Source organism: Paucidesulfovibrio longus DSM 6739, from assembly GCF_000420485.1.
GTDB classification, from domain to species: domain Bacteria; phylum Desulfobacterota; class Desulfovibrionia; order Desulfovibrionales; family Desulfovibrionaceae; genus Paucidesulfovibrio; species Paucidesulfovibrio longus.
This window is the reverse complement of the sequence record NZ_ATVA01000012.1, coordinates 474,723-497,190: the sequence shown is the minus strand read 5'-3', so window position 1 is coordinate 497,190 and position 22,468 is coordinate 474,723. Positions and strand designations below refer to the sequence as shown.

17 protein-coding genes are annotated in these 22,468 nt (G+C 66.3%); 9 read left to right on the top strand and 8 right to left on the bottom strand.

All coding sequences use genetic code 11. The features are described 5' to 3' along the window. Positions 1–4: 4 nt before the first annotated feature. Positions 5–910 (bottom strand): tetratricopeptide repeat protein, encoded by a 906-nt coding sequence (locus G452_RS0106925; protein ID WP_155887581.1) that lies wholly within the window; start codon positions 908–910, stop codon positions 5–7. A gap of 347 nt (positions 911–1,257) precedes the next feature. Here G452_RS0106925 and G452_RS0106920 point away from each other — a divergent pair, with 347 nt between their 5' ends. The 9 genes from G452_RS0106920 (at position 1,258) to G452_RS0106880 (ending at position 12,752) form a co-directional block, all read left to right on the top strand. Beyond that, positions 1,258–1,968 (top strand): PilZ domain-containing protein, encoded by a 711-nt coding sequence (locus G452_RS0106920; protein ID WP_081650522.1) that lies wholly within the window; start codon positions 1,258–1,260, stop codon positions 1,966–1,968. A 4-nt stretch (positions 1,969–1,972) separates the two neighbouring features. After that, the gene (locus G452_RS0106915) at positions 1,973–2,566 is read left to right on the top strand and encodes a cysteine peptidase family C39 domain-containing protein (protein ID WP_022661535.1); all 594 of its coding nucleotides are present in this window, start codon (positions 1,973–1,975) and stop codon (positions 2,564–2,566) included. Between the two features lie 36 nt (positions 2,567–2,602). Next, positions 2,603–3,295: a hypothetical protein gene (locus tag G452_RS0106910; protein WP_022661534.1), complete on the top strand. Its 693-nt coding sequence runs from the start codon at positions 2,603–2,605 to the stop codon at positions 3,293–3,295. 122 nt (positions 3,296–3,417) lie between these two features. Next, a complete protein-coding gene (locus G452_RS20505) occupies positions 3,418–4,494 on the top strand; it encodes a polysaccharide biosynthesis/export family protein (RefSeq protein WP_022661533.1) in 1,077 nt (358 codons plus the stop codon). A gap of 3 nt (positions 4,495–4,497) precedes the next feature. After that, a complete protein-coding gene (locus G452_RS0106900; RefSeq protein ID WP_022661532.1) occupies positions 4,498–6,705 on the top strand; it encodes a GumC family protein in 2,208 nt (735 codons plus the stop codon). A gap of 4 nt (positions 6,706–6,709) precedes the next feature. Continuing rightward, entirely contained in the window at positions 6,710–7,486 is a 777-nt protein-coding gene (locus G452_RS18500; protein ID WP_022661531.1) for a tyrosine-protein phosphatase, read from the top strand. 16 nt (positions 7,487–7,502) lie between these two features. Continuing rightward, a complete protein-coding gene (locus G452_RS0106890; protein WP_022661530.1) occupies positions 7,503–9,716 on the top strand; it encodes an O-antigen ligase family protein in 2,214 nt (737 codons plus the stop codon). Positions 9,717–9,804: 88 nt separating this feature from the next. Continuing rightward, positions 9,805–11,217, top strand: coding sequence for a lipopolysaccharide biosynthesis protein (locus G452_RS0106885; protein ID WP_155887579.1), 1,413 nt, complete (start codon positions 9,805–9,807; stop codon positions 11,215–11,217). Positions 11,218–11,267: 50 nt separating this feature from the next. Then, positions 11,268–12,752, top strand: coding sequence for a hypothetical protein (locus G452_RS0106880; protein ID WP_022661528.1), 1,485 nt, complete (start codon positions 11,268–11,270; stop codon positions 12,750–12,752). On the opposite strand, the gene G452_RS18495 is transcribed toward G452_RS0106880, so the two are convergent. The 7 genes from G452_RS18495 to G452_RS18480 all read right to left on the bottom strand — a co-directional run bounded on the left by G452_RS18495 (position 12,709) and on the right by G452_RS18480 (position 22,468). Next, positions 12,709–13,485: a substrate-binding periplasmic protein gene (locus G452_RS18495; protein WP_022661527.1), complete on the bottom strand. Its 777-nt coding sequence runs from the start codon at positions 13,483–13,485 to the stop codon at positions 12,709–12,711. The two genes, G452_RS0106880 and G452_RS18495, sit on opposite strands and share 44 nt — an antisense overlap. A gap of 291 nt (positions 13,486–13,776) precedes the next feature. Next, a complete protein-coding gene (locus G452_RS21080) occupies positions 13,777–15,078 on the bottom strand; it encodes a (Fe-S)-binding protein (RefSeq protein WP_081650519.1) in 1,302 nt (433 codons plus the stop codon). Positions 15,079–15,085: 7 nt separating this feature from the next. Continuing rightward, complete coding sequence (locus G452_RS18490) at positions 15,086–16,438, bottom strand: (Fe-S)-binding protein (protein ID WP_022661526.1); 1,353 nt, start codon at positions 16,436–16,438, stop codon at positions 15,086–15,088. Between the two features lie 97 nt (positions 16,439–16,535). After that, entirely contained in the window at positions 16,536–17,483 is a 948-nt protein-coding gene (locus G452_RS0106855) for a universal stress protein (RefSeq protein ID WP_022661525.1), read from the bottom strand. 4 nt (positions 17,484–17,487) lie between these two features. Further along, on the bottom strand, positions 17,488–18,435 hold the full coding sequence (locus tag G452_RS18485; protein WP_022661524.1) for a CoB--CoM heterodisulfide reductase iron-sulfur subunit B family protein: 948 nt from the start codon (positions 18,433–18,435) through the stop codon (positions 17,488–17,490). After that, positions 18,432–18,968: a 4Fe-4S dicluster domain-containing protein gene (locus G452_RS0106845; protein WP_022661523.1), complete on the bottom strand. Its 537-nt coding sequence runs from the start codon at positions 18,966–18,968 to the stop codon at positions 18,432–18,434. Before G452_RS0106845 ends, G452_RS18485 begins: the two co-directional genes overlap by 4 nt. Next, a complete protein-coding gene (locus tag G452_RS18480) occupies positions 18,968–22,468 on the bottom strand; it encodes an FAD-dependent oxidoreductase (protein WP_022661522.1) in 3,501 nt (1,166 codons plus the stop codon). Before G452_RS18480 ends, G452_RS0106845 begins: the two co-directional genes overlap by 1 nt.

Below are 22,468 nucleotides of genomic sequence, written 5' to 3'. Positions count from 1 at the left end.
ACGCTCACTCCCCTTCCATGAATTCGCCTTCCACGATGATGCCCGCGTTCATGATTCCCGAACAGCGCGTTATCTGACCGTTGCTTTGCGAGCGGAAGGAAAGCGTGCCCCGGCCCGTGGCAAACCCCTCGGCATCGCAGATCCCGTCCCAGCGGACGAATTCGTCGCCCTGGGGTTCCTGAAACCAGATCAGGCAGGTGCTGAACGGATCCACGACCCAGCGCGACTGGCGCGTCAGTCCCGAATTGAGCTGCTCGGCCAGCCTGCGGCGGCGCGAGAGGATCTCGCCGTGGTTCCCGTCGCTGCCCGTTTCCGGCGCTCCCGCGCCCTGCATGCGTTCCGCGTAGTCGGAACGCAGCACTTGCAGCAGCAGAACCTCCTCCTCGGACAAGCGCACGCGCGCGTTCCCGTCCCTGCTCCAGGTTCCCGCGGTGTGTTGCGTTTCCGCAAGTCCGGAGTGCTCGGAATTGACGAGACGGGCTGCCCAGAGCGCGGCCTTCCCCGGATCAGGGGGCCGAAGTCCGGTTCCATGCGAATAGATATGCGTCAGGAGCAGAAAAGCCGGAGCGAACCCCTGCTCGGCCGAGCGTTGCAGCCAGTAGATGGCCTGGGCCTCGTCCTGCGCGCCCCATTGGCCGGAAAGATGCAGGCTGGCGATCTCGAACTGGGCGCGTCCGTCCCCGGCCCTGGCCGCCGCCAACCAGGCCGAGGCGGTCCCCGGAGGTGCAGAGGCGTCCCGCTCGGCGCATTGCCCAGGCAAAACCGCCGGACCAATCCATGCGGCGGCCACCAGCGCCGCCAGGACGCACAGAACCCCGCCGCGCGCGGCATACCTCCCCGGAGGCCGGGAAGCCTGCGCCCCCCCTGCCTCAGAGCGCATCTTCGCCACCATGATGACCCGAAAAATCATGCGCTTGCCGTGGAGCAACCTTGCGGAAACCGCAACCGCCCCGTTGAGGGTCCGATTTTCCCGGACGCGTTCGACAATTTCGGAACGCTGAAAACCGCTGCATAACGGGAGGTTGCATCCGATACTCCGGCATCTGCGAATTATTCCTGTTTTTTCGTCTTGCGATTACGAGCTCAAATCCGAGGATACGTAAGGACATCCCAAAGGTTGACCCCCCTGAAACAGGCGTCTCGCAAGGGTTCGCCGCCGGCTTCGCTTTCCGCCCCCCCTGCCCGGTCCGCCCGGAACAGCTCTTGCTTATCTTACCGTAAATTGAACGGCGCATCTGTTCAGGGATCGAGATATTCATGCGGATCACGACATCGCCTTACGCAAGGACCATTCCAACCCTGCCCGCGCTCCTGAAAAAAGGGGCGTGGATTCTCTTGGCCGTTGTCCTGCTTTCGGGCGCGCCCGCGCAGGCGCTGGCCCAGGGCAAATCTTTCGACCCGGCCGAGCTTCAGCAGCTGGAGCAGATGGAGCAGCAGAATCCCGTTTCTTCGGTTTCCGGCGGGGATTACGCGCTGACCCCGCACATTCTCAGCACGCTGTTCCAGATCGCCTTCTTCCTGTTGCCGCCCTTCGTGCTCGGCTACGCCGCGGCGCGCCGCCGGTCCATCGTCGAGACGGTCAGCAGGATCGCCGCCCAGGTCTGGCGGCCGGACGGCCGACGTTTCGCCCGGATCACGACCGCCCCGGACACGGCCAAGGTCAGCCTGCTCGGCGCGGACAACCAGGTCGTCTGCGAAGGCTGCCTGGTGGACATCAGCAAGGGCGGAATCGGCATCAAGCTGGCCAAGGGACAGGCTCCGCCGCCGGAAGTGACGCGCCTTTCCCTGGAAATAGAGGTCAACGGCAAAAAGAAAATGCAGCTGTCGGAAATCCCGGCGGCATTGTCATGGATGGTGGGCGACAAGATCGGGCTTCAGTTCGAGCGCGCGCTGAGCTTCAGCCAGGAAACCCTGGCCGAGCTGTTCTCCCCGCGCGAGCTGGCCATGGCCACGGTTCGCAGCAGGTAGGACGATGCGCGGCGCCGTCCCCAAAACCGCCCTGCTCTGCGTCCCGGCATTGCTGCTGGCCCTGCTCTGCCTGGCGTCCACGGACGGAATCGAACTCGCCTTTCACAAGCAGGTCGAGAGCTACAGCTGCGGGGCGGCCTGCCTGCAAAGCCTCCTGGAATACTGGGGGGTGGAGGCGGACCAGCGGACCATCCTGGACAAGACCCCGCCCCGCAACCGGAGCACGGGCTACACGGTCGGCGAGCTCAAGGACATCGCGGCCGGCACCGGGCTCCAGGCGTTCGGCATTACGGGGAACATCAACTTTCTGGAGGGACAGCTGACGAAAAAGCGCCCGGTGATGGTGCCGATCATGATCAGCTACAACGAGTACCGCATGCAGTTCGCGGCCCGCGCGCCCCTGGTGGGGCCGGCCTACGAGACCCTGAAGAACGTCGCCATCCTCGAATACAGCCACTTCGTGCTCGTGATGGAGGTGGACGAGGACTCCGTCCGGGTGCTGGACCCCATGTACGGCAAGGTCAGGATTCCGCGGCCGAGGTTCGAACAGATGTGGGCCAAGCGGGAGAACGCCATGCTCCTGGTGGCGTCGAGATAACTACGGAACGAGCCATTCCTCAAAAGGAGGGAATCCATGCATCATAAGAGAAAACGGATCAGCGCCACGACGGCCTTCGGCGTCGTCCTGCTGCTGCTCTTGTTCACGGGGGCGGCCCTGGCCGCGACCCAGGCGGAGGTGGACAGCGCCGTATCCGCCGCGCAGCAGGCCGTGAACAACGCAGCCGTCTCCGTGGAAGCGGCCCAGGCCGCCGTGGACAGCGCCGTTGCCGCCGGAGACGCCATGGCCGCCGAAGAGGCGCAGGCCGCTCTTGATTCCGCCAAGGCCGCCATGGCCGCCGCGCAGAGCGAACTCTCCACGGCCCAGGGACTCGCGGCTTCCATGGCCGCCGCGACCACCCCCGAAGAAGCCGCTGCCATAGGCGACGCGGCCGTGGCCCACGCTGCCGCAGCCCAGGCCAGCGCCGTTTCCGGCCAGGGCTTTGCGCAGGCAGCCGGAGGATTCGCCAGCGCCACCACCCAGGCCGAAGTGGACGCGGCCACCGTGGCCAGCTTCTCCGCGGACGCCATGGCTTCCATGGCCCAGGCCGCTGCCAGCCAGGCCGCCCAGGCCTCGGCCAGCCTCGGAGCCGGTGATTTCGGCGCCGTCGCCGCCGCCAGCCAAGCCGCCCAGGGCTCGCTGGCCAACGCCCAGGCCGCCGCGTCCATCGGCGGCACCAACGTGGCCGGCGCTGGTCTCGGCGCCCCCGGCGGGACGAGCGGAGGCTAGACCATCCCGGTCGCCGCCCGCGCATGGGGAAAACGCCTTCCCCATGCGCGGACTGTTCCGCCGCGTCCGCTTCGGCTCTCTTTTTCTTTTCAACGGCACCACAAGATCATTGGATGCGTACGATGAACATTGCCCGCCTGCTGATCCTCTCCGCGACTTTGCTGATCCTGCCCGGGATCATCGCCTGTTCCGGTCCGACGCTCAAAGTCCTCAAGCCCTCGGACTCCTCGCTCGCCGCCCTGGACCCCGCCGAATGGGAAGAGGTCGAACGCATCCGCCAATCCCAGGGAACCGACGACGCCATGCCTCCGCAGGTGCGGAGCTTCGTGGCCAAGGCCGTGCCCATGACCGCGCTGGAATACGTCAATTCCGACTATTACAGCCACACCGTCGTGGAGGAGAACTACCGCGTGGGCGGCAACGACGTGCTCCGGGTGGACGTCTACGAGGAGCCGGACCTCTCCCGCGAGACCGTCCCCGTGACCTCGGACGGAACCATCACCCTGCCGCTGCTGGGCCAGATCAAGGTGGCCGGGCTGACCACCCCGGAGATCGAACGCAACCTGGAAGGCCTCTACGTGCAGCGCGGCGTGCTGGTGGACCCGCAGGTCAGCGTTTCCGTAGCCGAATATCTCAGCCAGCACGTCCTTGTGCTGGGCAAGGTGCCCTCGCCGGGGCGCTACCCTCTGACCAGTTCCGTCAAGCTGCTCGACGTGCTGGCCGAGGCGCGCAAGAACGCCTACCAGCAACGCGACGCGCACGACATCTTCAAGGCCACGCTGATCCGCAACGCCGACGCCTTCCAGCCCGGCCTGCGGCTGGCCATCGACATCGACGTGCGCCGCCTGGTTTCCGGGCAGGATCTCTACGCCAACTTCCCGCTCCAGGACAACGACATCATCTACGTGCCCAAGCCGGACAAGATCTTCGTGCTCGGCCAGGTCAACACGCCCGGAGAATACGTGCTCGAGGAGCCCGAGCGCCGGATCACCATCGTGGAAGCCATCGGCATGGCCGGGGGCTACACCTACAAGGCCGAGCCGAACCGCTCCACCATCGTGCGCCTGCAGGACGGCAAGCAGGAGGTGCTGCGGGTCCGCGTCGGCGACATCGCGGAAAAGGGCTACGACGGCGGCGACATCTTCATCCGGCCCAACGACATCATCCTCGTTCCGGCCTCCTACACGAGCAGAAGATAGTCCATGAGCACAGAAGTATTCAACGATTTCAATATTCTTGAGCATTTCCTCGTCCTGCGGAAACGCCGCAGGCTCATCGCGATCACCACGCTCTTCGTCGTGGTCGTCGTGACCTTCCTCTCCTTCGCCATGACCCCGGTCTACAAGGCCGTGACGCGCATCGTCATCGAGAAGGACAACCCCAACGTGGTCTCCTTCGAGGAGATCATGTCCGTGGAAGGAAGTTCGAGCGACTACTACCAGACCCAGTACGAGATCATCCGCAGCCGGTCCGTGGCCCGGCAGGTGGCCCGGCAGCTCGACCTCTACCACAGCGAGGAGTTCTTTCCGGACAAGCTCGTGGACTTCTCCAAGATCAGGGATTTCTTCAACTTCAGCATGACCGAGGCGGAAAAGACAGCGGCCAGGCTCGCGCGGGTGGAAGAAGACCTGCTGGAAGCCATGGAGGACAACCTGGACGTGTCCCCGATCCGCAACAGCCGCATCGTGGACATCGGCTTCGTGGCCAAGGATCCCAAGGCCGCGGCGGACATCGCCAACGCCTTTGCCCGGGCCTACATCGACCATAACCTCGGCGTGCAGCTCGAAGCGGTCAACGACGCCGTGAACTGGCTGAACCAGCGCATCCAGGAAGAACGCGACAAGGTGGACGAGGCCCAGAAACGCTTTCAGGCCTTCCGCGAAAAGCACGACATCATCACCGACTTCACCGAGGACGAGGAAAACGTCACGGCCCAGAAGCTCGCGGAGATCAACACCCAGGTCATCGAGGTCCAGGGCCTGCGCGTCGAAGCCCAGACCCGCTACGAGCAGACCCGGCTGGCGCTCGAAAAGGGCACGCCCATCGAAGCCATTCCCGAAGTGCTGAACAACGACTTCATCCAGTCCATCAAGGAAAGCGAAGTCGAGCTGGTCAAGACTCTTTCGGAACTCTCACAGAAAAAGGGGCCGAACCATCCCCAGATCAAGGCCATCAAGGCCGAGCTGAGCAATCTGCGCTCGCGGATGCGTCTGGAAGCGCAGCAGGTGGTCGCCTCGCTGAAGAGCGAATACGACGCGGCCCTCGCCCGCGAACGCTCGCTCATCGAGGCGCTGGACAAGCAGAAGATGGCCGCCTTGGGGCTGAACAAGCTCTCCACCGAGTACAACGCGCTCAAGCGCGAGGTGAAGACCGCCGAGGAAATGCACGACCTGCTCATCAAGCGCTTCAAGGAGGCCTCGCTCGAAGAGAGCATGAACACCGGCAACATCCGCATCGTGGACAAGGCCGAGGTTCCCCAGGAAATCCACCGGCCCAAGAAACTCCTGAACATGGCCCTGGGCCTGATTTTCGGCCTCTCCCTCGGCGTGGGGCTCGCATTTTTCGCCGAATATCTCGACGACACATTGAAGACCCCGGACGACGTCAAGGACGTGCTCAAGATCCCCTTCCTGGGACACATCCCCGCCTTCGAGATCGATCCCCTGCTCGACGGTCCGGAACCGCTGATCACCATCACGGAACCGCGATCCGTATGCAGCGAAGCCTACCGGGGCCTGCGCACGAGCATCCTCTTCTCCAAGGCCGAGGTCGCGCCCAAGGTCATCCAGGTTTCCAGCTCCTCGCCCGGCGAAGGCAAGTCCACCACCTCGGCGAACCTCGCGGCCACCTTCGCCCAGACGGGCGCGCGCACCCTGCTCATCGACTGCGACATGCGCAAGCCGAGGCTGCACCGATTCTTCCAGCAGCAGGCCCCCCAGGGGCTGACGAACATCCTGACCAACATCCAGGGGCAGAAGACCGTCAGCTTCGCCACGGAGCAGGAAAACCTCTTCTTCTGCCCGGCAGGGCCGATTCCCCCGAACCCGACGGAGCTGCTCAGCTCCCCGCGCATGGCCCAGTTCATCGAATACGTGCGCCAGCGCTACGACAGGATCATCATCGACACGCCCCCGGTCACGGCAGTGGCCGATGCCGTGATCCTCGCCGCCCAGGCGGACGGGGTCATCCTGGTCTGCCACGCGTTTGAGACCAGGCGCGGCCCAGCGCGAAACGCCATAGAAAAAATCCGCGAATCCGGAGCCAACATTCTCGGAGCGGTCCTAAACAACGTGGATCAGACGCAAGGCGACTACTACTACAACCACTACTACTATTATTACTACGGAGACTCCTCCGGGGATACGGAACGTGGCGGACCAAAGAAGACACACTACATCACACGAATTTGACGGCATGATAGACCTGCATTCGCATATCCTTCCCGGCGTGGACGACGGCCCCTCCGACATGGAGGAGAGCCTGGACATGTGCCGCCGGGCCGAAGCGGACGGCATCACCACCATGGTGGCCACGCCGCACTGCTTCGACGGCATCTACGGCATCAGCAGGGAGGCCGTGGGCGAGCGCGTCCGGGAGCTGAACGCACGGCTCGACGCCGAAGGCATCCGCATCACGGTGCTGCCCGGCGCGGAAAACCACGCCTGCACGGAGCTGCCGCTCCTTTTCCGCGAAGGCGGGCTGTCCACGATCAACGACACCAATTACGTGCTGGTCGAATTCCCCGTTTTCGGGATTCCTCAGGGCTTCGACGCGCTCTTCTTCGAGCTGCGCCTGCTCGGCGCGCGCATCGTCATCGCGCATCCCGAACGCTATCACGAGGTCCAGCGCAATCCGGAGGCGCTCCGGACCCTGGTGGATCTCGGCGCGCTGGTCCAGGTCACGGCCTCCAGCCTTTGCGGCCAGTTCGGCCGACCGGCCAGGAAATGCGCCCAGTCCCTGCTGCGCAGGCGCATGGTCCACCTGCTCGCCTCGGACGCCCACTCGCGGGACGGCAGGCCGCCGGAGCTGCTCCGGGCCGTGAACGAAGCCGCCGCGCTCCTGAAAAGCGAGGAGGAAGCCTGCCTGCTCGTCCGCGACAACCCCCTGGCCGTGCTCCTGGGCGAGGAGCTGCCGCAGAACCGCGGCGCGCCCGCCAAGGCCGCGGGCAGCCCGATCCGTCTTGCGGTCTGAGCAGGGTCCAGACACGATGTCCGCCCCGCGCCGAACCCGCAGACACGTCGCCGCGCCGCGCCCGCCGCTGCCGCTCGTTCTCGCCGACTCTCTGCTGTTTTACGGAATGCTCGCCATCCTGGCATTCAACCAGCTGGCCTTCGGCGGCGTCTACCTGAACGCGCAGACGCCCACCTCCATCGGCTGCGCCGCGCTTCTGCTGGTCCTGTTCGCCTCGCGCTGCTGGATAGCGCGGCTGCCCGACGAAAGAGCCGTCGTCTTCCGGCCCGTCGTCGTGCCCGCCAGGCTGGCCGTGCTGCTCCTGCTCTTCGGCCTTCTGCCGCTGCTCCAGCTCGTGCCCCTTCCGCCCTGGCTGGTCCGGGCGCTCTCCCCTGCCGGGGCAGCCCGCTGGGATCTGCTGACGCTCAACGGCGTCACGGACGGGCCCGGCTGGATTCCTCTTTCCATCGACCCGCAACGCACGCTGGACGACATCGTCAAATACGCTCCGGCGCTGTTTCTCTTCTTCATCGCCTGCGCCACGCTGCGCACCACCGAGCGCGTCCGGACCCTGGCCTTCTGCATCGTGGCCATGGGCCTCTTCCAATGCTTTTACGGCACCTACCAGACCTTCGGTCCGCGACAGAGCATCTGGTGGTGGGAAAACACCCTGCATCCCGGCTTCGTCACCGGAACATACCTGAACCGGAACCATCTCGCGGGGTTCCTGGAACTCTGCATCCCGGTTTCCCTGGCCCTTGCCGTCTGGCTGCGGGGCCGCGTCCGGCACAAGGCCCGCGCCCGCTCGCGAAACGGCGTGCCGCTGGTGGTGCGGCTGCAAGCCGACGCCGGATTCCTGGTTCCCGTCCTGCTCATCACGACCCTCTTTCTGACGGGTTCCAGGGGCGGCATGATCAGCGCGCTCCTGGCCGGAGCCGTCCTGGCCCTGGCGGGCGCGGCCGCCCGCTCCCGCATCCGGGTCACGCGGTTCGCGCTCCTCGGCTCCATCCCGGTGCTGCTGGCCCTGGCCTTCATCGGCACGAGCCACGTCCTGCAACGCTTCGTCAGCTTCGAGGAGCTGAAGATGCGCCTGGACATCTTCAGCTCCAGCCTGCCGCTGCTCCGAGACAACCCGCTCACGGGCGTGGGCCTGGGCAACTTCAACGAAGCGTATTCCGCCGTGGCCATGCCAAAATTCGCAGGGCTGACGAACCTCTTCTACACGCACAACGACTGGCTTCAGATCGGCATCGAACTCGGTCTGCCCGGCCTTCTCCTGGCCGCCGCCCTCAGCGCGGCGCTCATCGCCGCGTGCTTCCGGTCCTGGGACATGCCCAGCCGCGCCTTGAACCGGGGCATGGCCAGGGCCGTGTCCTTCTTTTTCGTGAGCATCGCCCTGCACAACCTCGTGGACTTCAACTTCCACGTCCCGGCGAACCTCTTCTGCTTCGCGGCGGTCTGCGCGCTGCCCCTGCTCTTTCTCACGGCTCCGCTCCAGAGCGCGGAGGAAACCGCGCCGGACCAAGGCCGCAGCGCCCGGCGGGGACGCGCGCTACTCCAGCCGGGCTTGGCCCTCGGGCTGCTGGCCCTGGCCTCGGTCTGCGCCTGGCAGGCCGATCTTCGGCTGCGGGCGGAGACGCTCCACCCCGTGCGGGAAAACATGACCAGACCCCTGGCCGTGCTGCCCAAGGAGCGCCTGACCCGCTCCCTGGAGGTCGAACCCGGAAACCCGAACCGCATCCGCGAACTGGGCAAGCTCTACCTCTTCGCCGCGTCGGGCGACCCGCGCCTGGACGCCTTCACCCTGCGCACCGCCGCAGGATACTTCAAGCAGGCGGCCCGGCTCCAGCCGAGCAACGAGGAGAACTGGTTCTATCTCTACCTCTGCGCCATCAACGCCCCGGACCTGCTCTATGAGGAATACAAGGCCGCGGAGCATTATCTGGACACGGTGCTGATGCTGGCCCCGCGCAATCCGCAGATATTCTTCTCCCTGGCCCTGGCCAACTACGCCCTGGAGGAGCGGGCCTACTTCGAGGAAGACAAGCGGCGCTACCACGCCGCGGCCTTCGCCTATCTCCGGCGCGCGGCCGCCGGGTCCGAGGAATGGAAGGATCTGGGAATCTGGCGGGACCACAGGAACATGCTTCCCGCGCTGGTCCGAACGGACCGGGAAAGAGCGGAGCTGACAGAGGCGGCGGAGCACGAGTGGCTGGTGCGCTCGCTGAGGCATTGGTTCAGGGCGCAATGAACCGGCCTTGGCCCGGCCGGGCAAAACCGCCGCAGGCACGGAACAAAAATCGAACAGGCAGGGCAGCCGCAGGGAACAAGCCGAGAGCATGCACAGAAACTTTCTTCTCTATTTCCTGGGACGCGCCCTGCCCTCGGCGTGCGGCCTTCTGCTCATCGTCTTCTACACCCGGCTGCTGAGCCCGGAGGAATACGGCCGCTACACCTTCATCGTGGCCGTGATCTTCTTCGGCAACGCCCTCTTCTACCACTGGATCCGCATCGCGCTGCTGCGCTTTTCCCTGAAGGGAGCCGGAAACCGCAAGGTCAAGCGCATCGCGGCCAAGGCCTTCGTCCTCTCCAGCCTGATCTCCCTGGCCTACACCGCGCCCATCTGCCTGGTCTCCCTGGGGGACTATTCCCTGCCGACCCTGCTGCTGATTCCCCTGCTGCTGATGCTGCACGCCTGGTTCGAAACGCATCTCGAACTCCTGCGGGCCTCGATCCGCCCGCTGGAATACAGCGCCATGAACCTGACCAAGTCCCTGCTCGGTCTTCTCCTGGGCACGCTGCTGGTCTACTGGGGCTACGGCGTGGCAGGAGCCCTGGTCGGGCTGTTCGGCTCCCTGGCGGCCATCGCGGCGATCTCGATCTTCCGCCACTGGCGGCCGCGCGAGGTGCTGCGCGGCATTTCCGGCACGGCGATCCGCCACATCTTTCTGCTGACCTTTCCCATGTCCTGCGGGGTGGTCTTCACCTTCTTCATCATCTGGCTGGACAGGTCGCTGCTGATCTACTTCCACGGCGAGCAGGCCAACGGGCTCTTCTCCGCCGTCCACGACCTGACCCGCTTCTCCATGAACGTCATCTTCGTCTCGGTGCAGCTCGTGGGCTTTCCCCTGGCCATCAACGCCTTCCGCAAGCACGGGCTGGACCGCTCCAACGAGCAGCTCAACCTCAACCTCGACCAGCTCCTGCTGTTTTCCATCCCCATGTTCTTCGGCATCGTGGCCCTGCGCAGGGAAATCTGCTTCGTGCTGCTCGGACCGGAATTCGCGGCCTTCGGCGCGTCGCTGATCTCCCTGGTGGCGGTCAGCTCGTTCCTGGAACAGCTCAAGTCCCAGTATGTGGACATCCGTTTCCTGATCCAGAAAAAACCCAGGGAATTCTTCAAGGCGTTCCTGGTCCTGGTGCTCGTGGCCCTGGTCTGCAAGCCCCTGTTCATCAGCCGCTGGGCCGGGCTGGGCGCGGCCCTCTCCACCATCGCGATGCACGCCCTGGGCCTGGGCATCAGCTTCGCATTTCTGGGCGCGCGCCTGGGGCTGCGGCTCGACCTGCGCAGGACCGCGGCCTATCTCCTGGCGGCCGGGGCCATGTACGCCACGATTCAGGCGCTGCCCGGAGGCGGAGGAGCCGTCCGGCTCGGGCTGCTGGTCGCGGCGGGCGCGGCCGCATATTTCGGGACGCTCGCGCTGCTGTTCATCTCCAACAGGCAGGCGCGCAAGCGCACGCGCTGCCGATAGGCCGGGATTCCCGGAAAGAAACGCACGGCTCCAAGGCCGGGGCAGGAAGGATGCAAAGAACCGTCTCCGTCAACATCGCTGCGCTCATGGCCTTCTGCGGCCTGCTGATCACCGCGTTCACGGCCGTGAACATCTTTTCCGGCCCGCTCGGCATCGCCGTGACCTGCTTCGCCGTGACCATGCTCTTCTTCGTCAACCTGACCTCCTCCGTCATCTTCCTGCTGATCTGCATCATCTTCCAGAACCTGCTCTATACCTTCCTCTCGCCGTTCATCTCGACCAAGGCGGACCTGACCCTGCTCCAGGGCGTGCATTTCGCCATCATCGCCATCATCGGAACCCTTTCCCTGGCCGTGGTCGCGCTCAAGGGCATCCTGGACCGGAAAACCCTGCTCTACATCCTGGCCACGCTGGCGATCCTCTGCGTCTACGGCGCCATCGGAACCTCGCGTTCCTCCTTCTCCTCCGCGGCTTCCTACTTCCGCTACTACGCCAACGGAATCTTCCTCTTCTGCATCGGCGCGCTCTTCGGGGAGAAGCATCCTTTCGAGTATCTCGTCCGGATTCTCTACCGGCTCCTGCTCGTCTCCCTGTTCATCTGCCTGCTGGAGCTGCTGCTGGACAACGCCTGGTACGAGTTCAGCTCCTCCTACGAGTTCCTGAAGGTCAAATACGTGGACTGGGAATTCGGCACGGACGTTTCGCAGTGGCTGCATTTCCGCTTCATGAACCTGCCGGGAATCCACGACATCTATTCCAGACGGCTGCTTGGGACCGTCATGCACCACGTCAGCCAGAGCTACCTGCTCTCGCTGCTGGCCCTCATCGCGGTCTACCTGCGGCGCCATGCCCTGGCCGCGCTGGTGCTGCTCCTGGCCGTGGTCACGGGGGTCAAGGGCGCGATCATCACCACCTTCTTCGCCTTCGCGCTCGTGGGGTGCAGGCGCGCGCTCGGCCAGCGCCACTTCCCGCTCTCCTTCGCCCTGCTGGCGGGATACGTGGTCGCGGCGGTGATCTACGGCACCGCCGTCAAGGACTGGCACGTCATCGGACTGACCACCTCCCTGAAGATGTTCCCGCAGCATCCGCTGGGGAACGGCCTCGGCCTGGGGGGAAACCTGTCCCAGCAATACATGCTCATCAAGAAGTTCGGGATGCCGGGCTGGTCCGCCTGGCAGGATCTGGGCAGGGCGGACTTCGCCCTGGAAAGCGGACTGGGAGTGCTGCTCTATCAGGTGGGGGTCTTCGCCGGGGTCTTCGTGGCCTTCTACAGGAGGGTCGCCGTCGAGCTGCACCGCCTTCTGGAAACGGCGGGCGGAGCGCTGCGCGAATACGTCTTCATTCTCGCGCTGGTGGTCATCCTCGTCAATTCCCTCTTCCAGGAGGAGGCCTTCTCCCCGTATGCGAGCGGCCTGCTCTTCCTGCTCGCCGGGTGCCAGTACCAGGCCCTGGCCCGGCGCGGCAGAGAGGAGCCCGCCGCGCAACACTCGCCTAATCCCCATCCGGCGGCTGCTCCCGAAGGTACTCGGCCTTGAGCCGTTGGCGGGCTCCCTCGGCCAGCAGTTCGGCCATGACCTTGTTGAACTCCTCCAGGCGTGGAGCGAACCGCGACTTTTTGGAAAGGACCACGTGCACCTCCTGCGATTCCACGTGCACGTACTCGGCCTTGCCGATCTCGGCCTGGAAGCCGTCGGCGGCGACGCGGTAGTCGCCCACCTCCTCGTTCATGGCCACCGCGTCCACGCGGCCCGCGATCAGACGCTTGAAGTTCATCAATCCGGCGCGCACCGCGTCCTTGTCCAGGCGGGCATCCGCATCGAAGCGGGGATAGTAGCGCACGTCGATGCCCGTGCCGATCCTCAGGCCGTAAAGATCCTCGTGGCGGCGGATGCGCCCTTCCTCGCCCTTGCGCACGTAGAACGCCGTGGACACGCTCTTCTGGTAGGGCGGCTGCACGAAAAAGAGATATTTTTCCCGCTCCGGACGGCGCAGCACGCCGATCATCAGATCGATCTCGCCGGTTTCCATGAGCCGCAGGCCGCGCGAAAACGGATAATGGTGGTATTCGATCCGCAGGCCGAGACGCTCGGCGAGCAGTTCCAGCAGGCGGATGTCGTAGCCCTGGGGATTGCCGTCGGCGTCCACCGTGACCGCGGGCGGATAGGGGTTGAAGGAGACCTGGATCGTTTCCTGCGCCTGGGCCGGAGAGGAACAAACGAAAAAGACCAGGACAGCGGCAAGAACCGCAATCGAGACAAGATTACGCAAAACAGCTCCGAAGATTGTTGGAGAACACACAAAAAAAGCCACCGCATCGCCAGGAACGGCTGTGCAGCGGAAAAGAAGTCCGGCGTTTCGAAAAACGGCGATACAGCAATATCGCCGCCAAGGGAAGCGCCCCGCCCCCTCTGAAACGGCGTTCACACCCTGCTTGATTTCCCGGATGAAGGCAACCCCCCGTACACATGCGCGAAAAAAAATGCTCATCCCCGCCGGAAAACCGAGCACGAAAAGGGCCGGTTCCGAAGAACCGGCCCTTGGACGCACAGGGGAGCCGTTCTACAGCCCGACCTCGGCCAGGTCGTCGCCGAGATAGCCGCGCTCGTTTTCACCCAGACAGCCCATGGACAGGCAGATCAGGGTCCAGAGGTGGACCACAGGGAAATGCCGCCCGGAGTGCTCCGAGAGGTCGTGAATCTGGGAGTGGCAGTTGTGGCAGGGCGCGATGCAGTAATCCGCCTTGGTTTCCAGAATCTGCCGCAGCTTGCGGTCGCCGTACTTGCGGCGCTCGTCCGTGAACCCGGACTGGAGATACCCGCCGCCCCCGCCGCAGCAATAGTTGTTGGACCTGTTCGGGGCCATGTCGATGAAGTGCTCCTCGCCCACGACGGACTTGACCACGAAGCGCAGGTCGTCGGCCACGGGGTCGCCGTAGCCCTTGCGCACGAGCTGGCAGGGATCCTGGACCGTGAAGGTCACGCCGAGATCCTTGTTCCAGTCGGAGCTGACCTTGAGCTTGCCCTCCCGAATCCAGCGCGCGTAGAGCCGGATGATGCTTTCGATCTCGAACTTGGGCTTGATCCCGAACTTTTGCAATCCGGACCGGATTGCGAAGAGTTCGTGCCCTCACTCCGTGTTCAGCCAATATCGGCAGCCCAGCGCCTCCACGGCCTCGACCTTGTTGCGGACCACGGCCTCCCAGGAGGCGTCGTCCGCCAGGAACATGCAGTAGTTCTCCGCGGCCCAGCCGCGCGTGGAGTAGGTCCAGTCCGCGCCCACGGTGTGCAGAATCTTCCAGAGCGGAATCATTTCGTCCGGCTCGGTCACGGGCTCGCGCGAGTTCTGGTTCAGGAAGTATTCCGCGCCCTCCCGGTTGAAGCTCACGGCCAGGTCGGCCCAGTCGGGCTGCTCCTCGCGGACCTCCTCCAGGATATCCTCGACCACGAACTGGAAGTCCTCGCTGCGCGCGCCCATGGCCGAGTTGCCCTCGGTCTTCAGGGCCTGCTCGCAGGAGCCGAGAATGCCCTTGGGCCGCGACTCGCGCGGCCAGGCGGCCCGCGCCTCGTAGACCAGCCGGGGAATGTCGATGTGCATGGGACAGGCGTAGATGCAGCGCTGGCACATGGTGCACATCCAGACCCACGGGGTCGTGGTCACCTCCTCGTCCTGGCCCCAGGCGCAGAGCCGCAGGAACTTGCGCGGGTCCATGTCGTGCAGCCCGGAGGCCGGGCAGCCGGACGCGCAAAGCCCGCAGGTCAGGCACATGGAGAGGTTGCCCCCCTGGGGCAGCAGCTCCTTGACCCGGTTCAGGAACCGGCTCTCGCCGGGCACCACCAGCGGCTTGTCCCCGGACGTGTTCATCGTCGCTTCAGGCATGGTCTTCCCCCTTTATGGCCGCGGTTTCCCCCAGCCCCACCCGGGCCAGCTCCGGTCCGAGGTAGGCCCGCTCGTTTTCTCCCAGAACGCCCAGGCTGAGGCAGAGCATGGTCCAGAGATTGACCGTGTGCCAGCCGCCCTCGCAGGCCTCGGACAGATCCTCGATCTGCGCGTGGCAGTTGTGGCAGGGCGTGACCACGTACTGCGCGCCCGTGGCCAATATCTGCCGGGCCTTGACCTGGCCGTAGCGCCGGCGGGCCTCCTTGAGCCCGGCCTGCAGGAATCCTCCGCCCCCGCCGCAGCAATAGTTGTTGACCCCGTTGGGGACCATGTCCACGAAGTGCTCCTCGCCCACGCAGCGCCGGACCACGAAGCGCAGATCCTCGGCAAAGGCCATGCCCATGGACTTGCGCACGGCCATGCAGGGATCCTGCACCGTGAAGGTCAGCCCCAGCTCGCGGTTCCAGTCGCTGCTGGGGTTCAGCCTGCCCTCGCGGATCCAGCGCGCGTACCAGCGCACGATGTGGTCGAACTCGATGTCCAGGTCGATGTGGAAGCGCTGCAACCCGGCCCAGACCGAATAGAAGGAATGCCCGCATTCGATGTTGATCCAGGACTTGCAGCCCAGCTCGCGCACCCCGCGCACCTGCTTTTCGAGCACGGCCTTCCAGTTCTCGTCCTCTGCCGCGAACATGCAGTAGTTCTCCGCGCCCCAGCCGTGGCTGCCGTAGGTCCAGTCCGCTCCGGCCAGATGCAGGATCTTCCAGAGCGGCACCATCTCCTCCGGCTCCTTGACCGGCTCGCGCGAGTTCTGGTTCACGAAGAAATACGCCCCGGCCTTGTCGATGGGAGCCTTCAGCTCCGCCCAGTCCGGCTGGTCCTCGCGGACCTCCTCCAGCACGTCCCCGACCACGAAGGCGAAATCCTCGCTAGAGATGCCCACGGCGCTGGCCCCCTCGGTGCGCAGGCCCTGGTCGCAGGATCCCACGATGCCCTTGGGCTTCTTCTCCCTGGGCCAGGAGGCGCGCGCCTCGTAGACCAGCTGCGGGATGTTCACCTCCATGGGGCAGGCGTGCACGCAGCGGTAGCACATGGTGCACATCCAGACCCACGGGGTCGTGGTGGCCTCCTCGTCCTGGCCCCAGGCGCAAAGCCGCAGGAACTTGCGCGGGTCCATGCCGTGCAGCCCCGCCGCCGGACAGCCCGACGCGCAAAGCCCGCAGGTCAGGCACATGGAGAGGTTGCCGCCCTGGGGCAGGATGTCCTTGACCCTGCTCAAAAATCCGCTCTCGCCGGGAATCAGGGGCGGGATGGTCCCGGTGGCGCTCTGCGTGGCTTCCTGCATCGATTCACTCCTTCCGCTTCCGTGTCCAAGCGGCATTCCGGGCGCGGATGGGGGAGGGCGGGACTCGCGGTCCCGTCCTCCCGTCCGCAGGTGTTCATCAGCCCGCGGCGGCCGCGGCCCGTTCCGCGGTCACGGATCCGTCCTGCTCGTACATCAGCCCGCAGCGCAAATCGAAGTGGCGGTTCACGCTCATGGTCGGGCAGGTCGCGTTCAGGGCCACCTGGGTCACGGTGGAGCCCAGGAAGGCCTTTTCCGGATCGATCTCCTTGGAATGGTGGGCCATGAGGATCAGGTCCGCGCCCGTGAGCCGCGCGGCCTTGAGGATGTCCATGGCGGGCTTGCCCGCGACGCACTCGTACTCGCAACTGGCCACTCCCTTGAGCCGGTCGGCGTACTCCTCTTCCATGCGTTCGCGGTTCTGGGCCACCAGCCGCTTGAGCTCCTCGTCGGGCATCTGCCCGGCCAGCCCGTCCGTGTTGACCACGTGCAGCAGGGTCATGGCGGCCTTGTACTGGCGCACGAGCTGGCCGCCGTAGTTCACGGCGCATTCGGCCTGCTCGGAGAAGTCCGTGGCCACGAGGATCTTCTCGAACTTGTGCTCGCCGTAGGGGGTGGCGCGGGTCACGATCATCACCGGACAGCGGGCCTTCTGGCTCACGCGCTCCAGGGTGCTGCCCGCCATGCCCCACATGGCCGAACGCTTCTCGGCGTGTTCCTTGGTGTGCGGGCCCATGATGATCAGATCCGAATTGACCTTGCGGGCCAGGCGCAGGATCTCGGCGTGGGGAATTCCCGGCACCACGTGCACCTGGAGCTGCTCCACGCCCTTGAGCTTCTCGGCGTAATGCTCCAGGATGCGCCCCTTGACCCGCTCGGTCTCGCCGGACGGCTCCAGGTGACGCATGTCGCCCCAGCTGCTGTCCATGCCCGCCACGTGCACCATGTAGAGCTTGGCCTCGAAACGCTGCGCGAAACCGATGGCGGCTTCCACGGCACACTCGTCCACTCCGCTCGGAGTCACTCCGACTACGATGTCCTTGAACATGATCTCACCCTCCTGTTCCGGGTGTTTGAATGTCTTCCTCTCCGCCCCTGCCCTGCTCCGCGTGCGCCGCCATGGGCATGTCCACCCGTCGCAGCTTGGCGCGCAGACGTTCCGTCAGCGCCAGATTCTTGCCCATGCCCAGCTCCTTCTGATCCAGCCCCAGGCCCAGGCCGATGAGCTGCGGCAGGTAGAGCACGCTGACGCGCTCCCCGCCGCCGATGCGGGCCAGGGCCTCGCCCTGGTAGGCTTCCAGGTTCATCTGGCACATGGGGCAGACCGTGACCACGGCGTGGGCCCCGCGCACCGCGCCGAGGATCGCCCCAACGGCCTCCAGCGCGGCCTCCTTGTGCGTGACCATCAGCGAGGCCCCGCAGCAGCGCGCGCCCATGTCCCAGTCCAGCGGCTCCGCGCCCAGCGCCCGGATCAGCCCGTCCATGCTCGCGGGCCTGTTCGGATCGTCGAAGTCCGCATAGGGCCTGAGCGCCTGGCAGCCGTAGTACGGCGCTATGGCCAGGCCCGTGAGGTCGCGCGTGCAGGCCGCCTTGATCCGCTCCGGGCCGATGTCGTTCGCGAGCACGTCCAGCAGGTGGCGCACCGGAGCCTGGGCAGTGAGGGTCAGCCCCTCGGCGTCCAGGGCCTCGCCCAGCTCGGCGGCGACGGCCCTGCTGGAGCGGGCCTGCTCGTGCGCCCGGCGCAGGTTCAGGTAGCAGGAGCTGCACGGCGCCAGAATCTCCAGGCCCGGAAGGTCGCGCTCGGCCAGGGCCAGATTGCGCGCCGGCAGGGCCAGGGACATGAGCCGCCCCACGTTTTCCGCCGAGCCGGCCCCGCAGCAGGTCCAGTCCGGAATCTCCTCCACCTCGGCCCCCAGGGCCGCGAGCACCGCGCGGGTGCTCATGTCGTATTCCACCGCGCTCGAAGTCAGCGAGCAGCCGGGATAGTAGGCGTACTTCATGGCCGGGCCTCCATTTCGCGGACCTTGTTCAGCAGCGGGCCGAGCCGTCCCTTGTGCCCGCCGCGCGGCAGGTGCATCTTGCCCCGGCGCAGCAGCTTCCAGCCCAGGGGCGCGAAGGACAGCGCCAGCAGCGGGTTGGCCTTGCGCCGCAGATAGGTGTTCATGAGCGCGCCCTCCTGCACCCGGCCCCAATGCTCCAGATTTTCGGCAAAGGCGCGGTAAAAGGCCTGGCGCGACCTGGCTCCGGGGGCGTCCGTCCGCGCGGCCAGCCGCTTGAGCGCGTACATGGTCTCGGTGGTGGGCAGCCCGCGCGGGCAGCGCAGCGTGCACATGTAGCAGGCGCTGCACATCCAGAAGGTCCGGCTGGCCGCGACCAGGTCCATGCGGTTCAGCTGGGCCAGCCGCCAGAGCCTGCGCGGGCTCACGTCCATGAACGCCGCGTTGGGGCAGGAGGCCGAGCAGGTGCCGCACTGCATGCAGGCGGCCATGTGCTCGCGGATCTCCGCCGCGGGATCGGCATGCTTCGCGTTCATCAGTGCTGCTCCTTTGCGGCGGCGGAATAGCCCTTGGCCGGGCCGAAGGGCTGCTCCAGGGCCGCGTCGATGAGCGCCATGACAGGCGCGTCGTGGTATCCGGAAAGGACCGTGGCCGAGTTCGGGCAGACCGCGGCGCACGCGCCGCAGCCCTGGCAGAGGATTTCGTCCACCAGGATGCGCCCGTGTTCCAGGTCCACGCTGCGCGCGCCGTAGGGGCAGGCCTCCACGCAGCGCTGGCACAGCGAGCAGAGCGAGTCGCGCACCTGGGCCACCACGCTCTCGCGGGCGATGGTCTCCGCGCTGAGGATGCGCAGCGCGCGCTGGGCAGCGGCCTGGGCCGAGGCCACGGCCTCGCCCATGTTCATGGGCGAATGCGCCAGCCCGCAGAGGAACACGCCCTGCTTGAGGAAGTCCACGGGCCGCCACTTGGACTCGGCCTCCTGGAAGAAGCCGTCCTGGTTGGTTTCGACCCCGAAGATCTCCACGAGGTCGTCCACCTCGGCCGGCTCGACCCCGCTGGACAGCACCAGCAGGTCCGCGCCGAGCTCCACGTCCCGGCCGAGAATCGGGTCCGGGGCCGTGACCACGGGCTTGCCTTCCACGAACGCGACCGCGGGTTTGCGCTCCGGGTCGTAGCGCACGAAGATGGCCCCGGCCCTGCGCGCCTCGGTGTAGTAGGCCTCCTTGAATCCGTAGGCCATGATGTCCCGGTAGAAGACCACGATCTCCAGCTTGGGATTGCGGGCCTTGAGGGCCAGCACGTTCTTGAGCGCCTGGGAGCAGCAGACCCGGCTGCAATAGTTCCGCTCCTCCTCGCGCGAGCGCCAGCACTGGATCATGACCACGCGCTTCAGCTCCGTGACGTCCAGGGTTCCCGTGGCCAGGGCCTCTTCCAGGCGCAGCTGGGTCATCACGGACTTGTGGACCTTGAAGCCGTAGTCGTAGACCTTGGCCTCGCTGCCGCCCGTGGCCAGAAGGGTCACGCCGTGCTCGAAGGTGACCGGGCCGCGCGGGGTGAACAGCGCGGTGCGGAAACGGCCCGCGCTGCCCTCGGAAAGGGCCACCCGCGTATCCTTGAAGACCTTGACGTTGGGATGCTTCTCCACCTGGGTGACGAGATCTTCCATGTGCTTACGCGGGTCCGCGCCCTCCAGGGTGGAGTACAGCCGCATGGACATGCCGCCGAGCTGCTCCTCCTTTTCCACGAGGCAGACCTCGAAGCCGTGGTCCGCGATGGCCGCGGCAGCGGTCATGCCCGCGACCCCGCCCCCGACCACGAGGGCGGCCTTGGTCACGTTCACCGTCACGGGCGGGGGAACCGGGTCCGCGCCTTCCAGCCGGGCCACGGCCGTGGCCAGCACGGCGTAGATCTCCCGCTCCATGCGCCGCTTGTCGTCCACGCCGCCGGGGAAAGTCGGGGTGTAGATGTCCACCACGTCCATGAGCGCCGGGTTCAGGCCCACGGCGCGGCCCAGCTCGCGGAGCCGGGGCACGTAGGCGTAGGGCATACACGCGCCGATGAGGATGCGGTTGGGCTTCAGCTCGCGGGCCAGCCGCTCGACCTCGCCCCAGCCTTCCGCCGTGCAGGAGGAGCCCACGCGGGCCACGCTGACCACGGAATGCAGGGCTTCCAGCCTGCCGAAAAGCCGCTCCAGATCCAGGCGCTGTTCCAGGGTCGGGCAGGAGGAGCAGACCGCCACGAGCACGCGCGGTTCCTCGCGGGACACGTCCGGGTACTCCGGCGCGGCCTCCTCGTGCAGCCCGGCGAGCACGTCGTGGATCTTGATCAGCCTTGCCGCGCCCTGGGCCGCGGCTCCGGCCATGATCACGGATTCCGCGATGTCGCGCGGGGCGGAAAACGCGCCCGCCGCGAACACGCCGTGGCGGCTGGTGCGGGCCGGGGCCAGGGGCCGGGTGGCCACGAAGCCGTGCTCGTTCAGCTCCACTCCGGCGGCGCGGGCCAGCTTGTCCACGCCCTTCGGGGGCTTGGCCCCCACGGCCAGCACGACCATGTCGAAGGACTCCTCGTGCTGGACGCCGTCGTCCCCGAACCAGCCCACGCTCAGGCCGCCGCCCTCGGCCGGAATGATCGAGTGCGGACGGCTGCGCACGAAGCGCACGCCCTGCTCGCTCTCGGCCCGGTCGCGGTAGCGCTGGAAATCCTTTCCGAAGGTGCGCATGTCCATGTAGAAGATCGTGGCCTCGGTGCCCTCGCCCAACGCCTTCCGGGCCAGCAGCGCCTCCTTGATGGAGAACATGCAGCAGATGGAGCTGCAATAGTTCACGCCCTTCTTGAGATCGCGGGAACCCACGCACTGGAGCCAGGCGATGCGGCGCACGGGCGCGCCGTCGGGCCGGACGACCTTGCCGCCTGTCGGCCCGGAGGAGGAGAGCATGCGCTCGAACTCCACGGCGGTGACGATGCCGGGATAGTTGCCGTAGCCGAGCACGTCGTTCTTCGGGCCGGGATCGTGGCAGTCGAAACCGCCCGCCAGGATCACCGCGCCCACGTCGAAGGTCAGGGTCTCGTCCGAGGCCAGGCGCACGTAGAGCTTGTCCAGCCAGGGCACGAAGGTGCCTTCCTCGATGGGCTTCGCGATCCACTCGCGGGCGTTCTTGCCCGTGGCCGCGCCCGGAGGCGCGCTCGCGGACTGCTCCACCAGCTCGACGGCCTTTTCCGCCTCGTCCGGTCCGGCCAGCAGCACCACGGGCATCTCCGGCCGCAGCTCGGCGGCCCGGCTGAGCACCCGCTCCACCCCGCTCTCGCCCAGGGCCATGTCCAGGAGCAGCAGCCCGGCGGGTTCGCCGTCCGCGAGCATGTCCAGGGCCTTGTCCTGGTCCCGGGCGAAGAGGGCCGGGAACCCGGCCTGGTCGAGCAGGTTCAGGAGCAGCTGGGAATCCGTGGCGTCCGGCACCACGGCGAGAATGCGGAAGCCCCCGCGCTCGTCGAGCTTGAAGTCGATGGCCCCCGTGGGGCAGGCCTCGAAGCACTTCCAGCAGCGCGCGCAGTTGTCCAGGTCCACCACGTAGTGGTTGGGAATGGCGTGGGGCACGGGCAGGTACACGGCGCTGCGCTGGGACAGCCCGGCGTTGAATTCGCTGGGCACCCGCACCGGGCAGACCGCGGCGCACGCGCCGCAACTGATGCACTTCTGCGGGTCCACCAGGGGCGAACGCCGGGTCAGGGTGGCCTGGAACTGGCCGGGGTCGCCTTCCAGCGCGGTCAGCTCCGTGTTCAGCCAGATGTCGATATTGTCGTGGAACAACCCCTTGCGCAGGCAGTACTGGCTGGAGGAGTCCCGGGCCATGAGCGGCAGCATCTTGCACATGCCGCAGTTGTCGCTGGGAAATTGATGGTCGAGCTGGGTCAGGATGCCGCCGTGGTTGGGCCTGCGGTCCACCAGGGCGACCTTGTGCCCGGACACGGCCAGATCCAGGGCCGCGCGGATGCCGCCGATGCCGGCTCCGACCACCAATGCTCCGTATTCCTTGCGCAT

Coding starts and splice junctions, on each gene's coding strand:
- G452_RS0106885 (WP_155887579.1), top strand. CDS start 9,805: ATGCACAGAAACTTTCTTCTCTATTTCCTGGGACGCGCCCTGCCCTCG.
- G452_RS0106880 (WP_022661528.1), top strand. CDS start 11,268: ATGCAAAGAACCGTCTCCGTCAACATCGCTGCGCTCATGGCCTTCTGC.
- G452_RS0106910 (WP_022661534.1), top strand. CDS start 2,603: ATGCATCATAAGAGAAAACGGATCAGCGCCACGACGGCCTTCGGCGTC.
- G452_RS0106920 (WP_081650522.1), top strand. CDS start 1,258: ATGCGGATCACGACATCGCCTTACGCAAGGACCATTCCAACCCTGCCC.
- G452_RS20505 (WP_022661533.1), top strand. CDS start 3,418: ATGAACATTGCCCGCCTGCTGATCCTCTCCGCGACTTTGCTGATCCTG.
- G452_RS0106915 (WP_022661535.1), top strand. CDS start 1,973: ATGCGCGGCGCCGTCCCCAAAACCGCCCTGCTCTGCGTCCCGGCATTG.
- G452_RS18500 (WP_022661531.1), top strand. CDS start 6,710: ATGATAGACCTGCATTCGCATATCCTTCCCGGCGTGGACGACGGCCCC.
- G452_RS0106925 (WP_155887581.1), bottom strand. CDS start 910: ATGATTTTTCGGGTCATCATGGTGGCGAAGATGCGCTCTGAGGCAGGG.
- G452_RS18490 (WP_022661526.1), bottom strand. CDS start 16,438: ATGCAGGAAGCCACGCAGAGCGCCACCGGGACCATCCCGCCCCTGATT.
- G452_RS0106855 (WP_022661525.1), bottom strand. CDS start 17,483: ATGTTCAAGGACATCGTAGTCGGAGTGACTCCGAGCGGAGTGGACGAG.
- G452_RS18480 (WP_022661522.1), bottom strand. CDS start 22,468: ATGCGCAAGGAATACGGAGCATTGGTGGTCGGAGCCGGCATCGGCGGC.
- G452_RS0106845 (WP_022661523.1), bottom strand. CDS start 18,968: ATGAACGCGAAGCATGCCGATCCCGCGGCGGAGATCCGCGAGCACATG.
- G452_RS0106900 (WP_022661532.1), top strand. CDS start 4,498: ATGAGCACAGAAGTATTCAACGATTTCAATATTCTTGAGCATTTCCTC.
- G452_RS0106890 (WP_022661530.1), top strand. CDS start 7,503: ATGTCCGCCCCGCGCCGAACCCGCAGACACGTCGCCGCGCCGCGCCCG.
- G452_RS18485 (WP_022661524.1), bottom strand. CDS start 18,435: ATGAAGTACGCCTACTATCCCGGCTGCTCGCTGACTTCGAGCGCGGTG.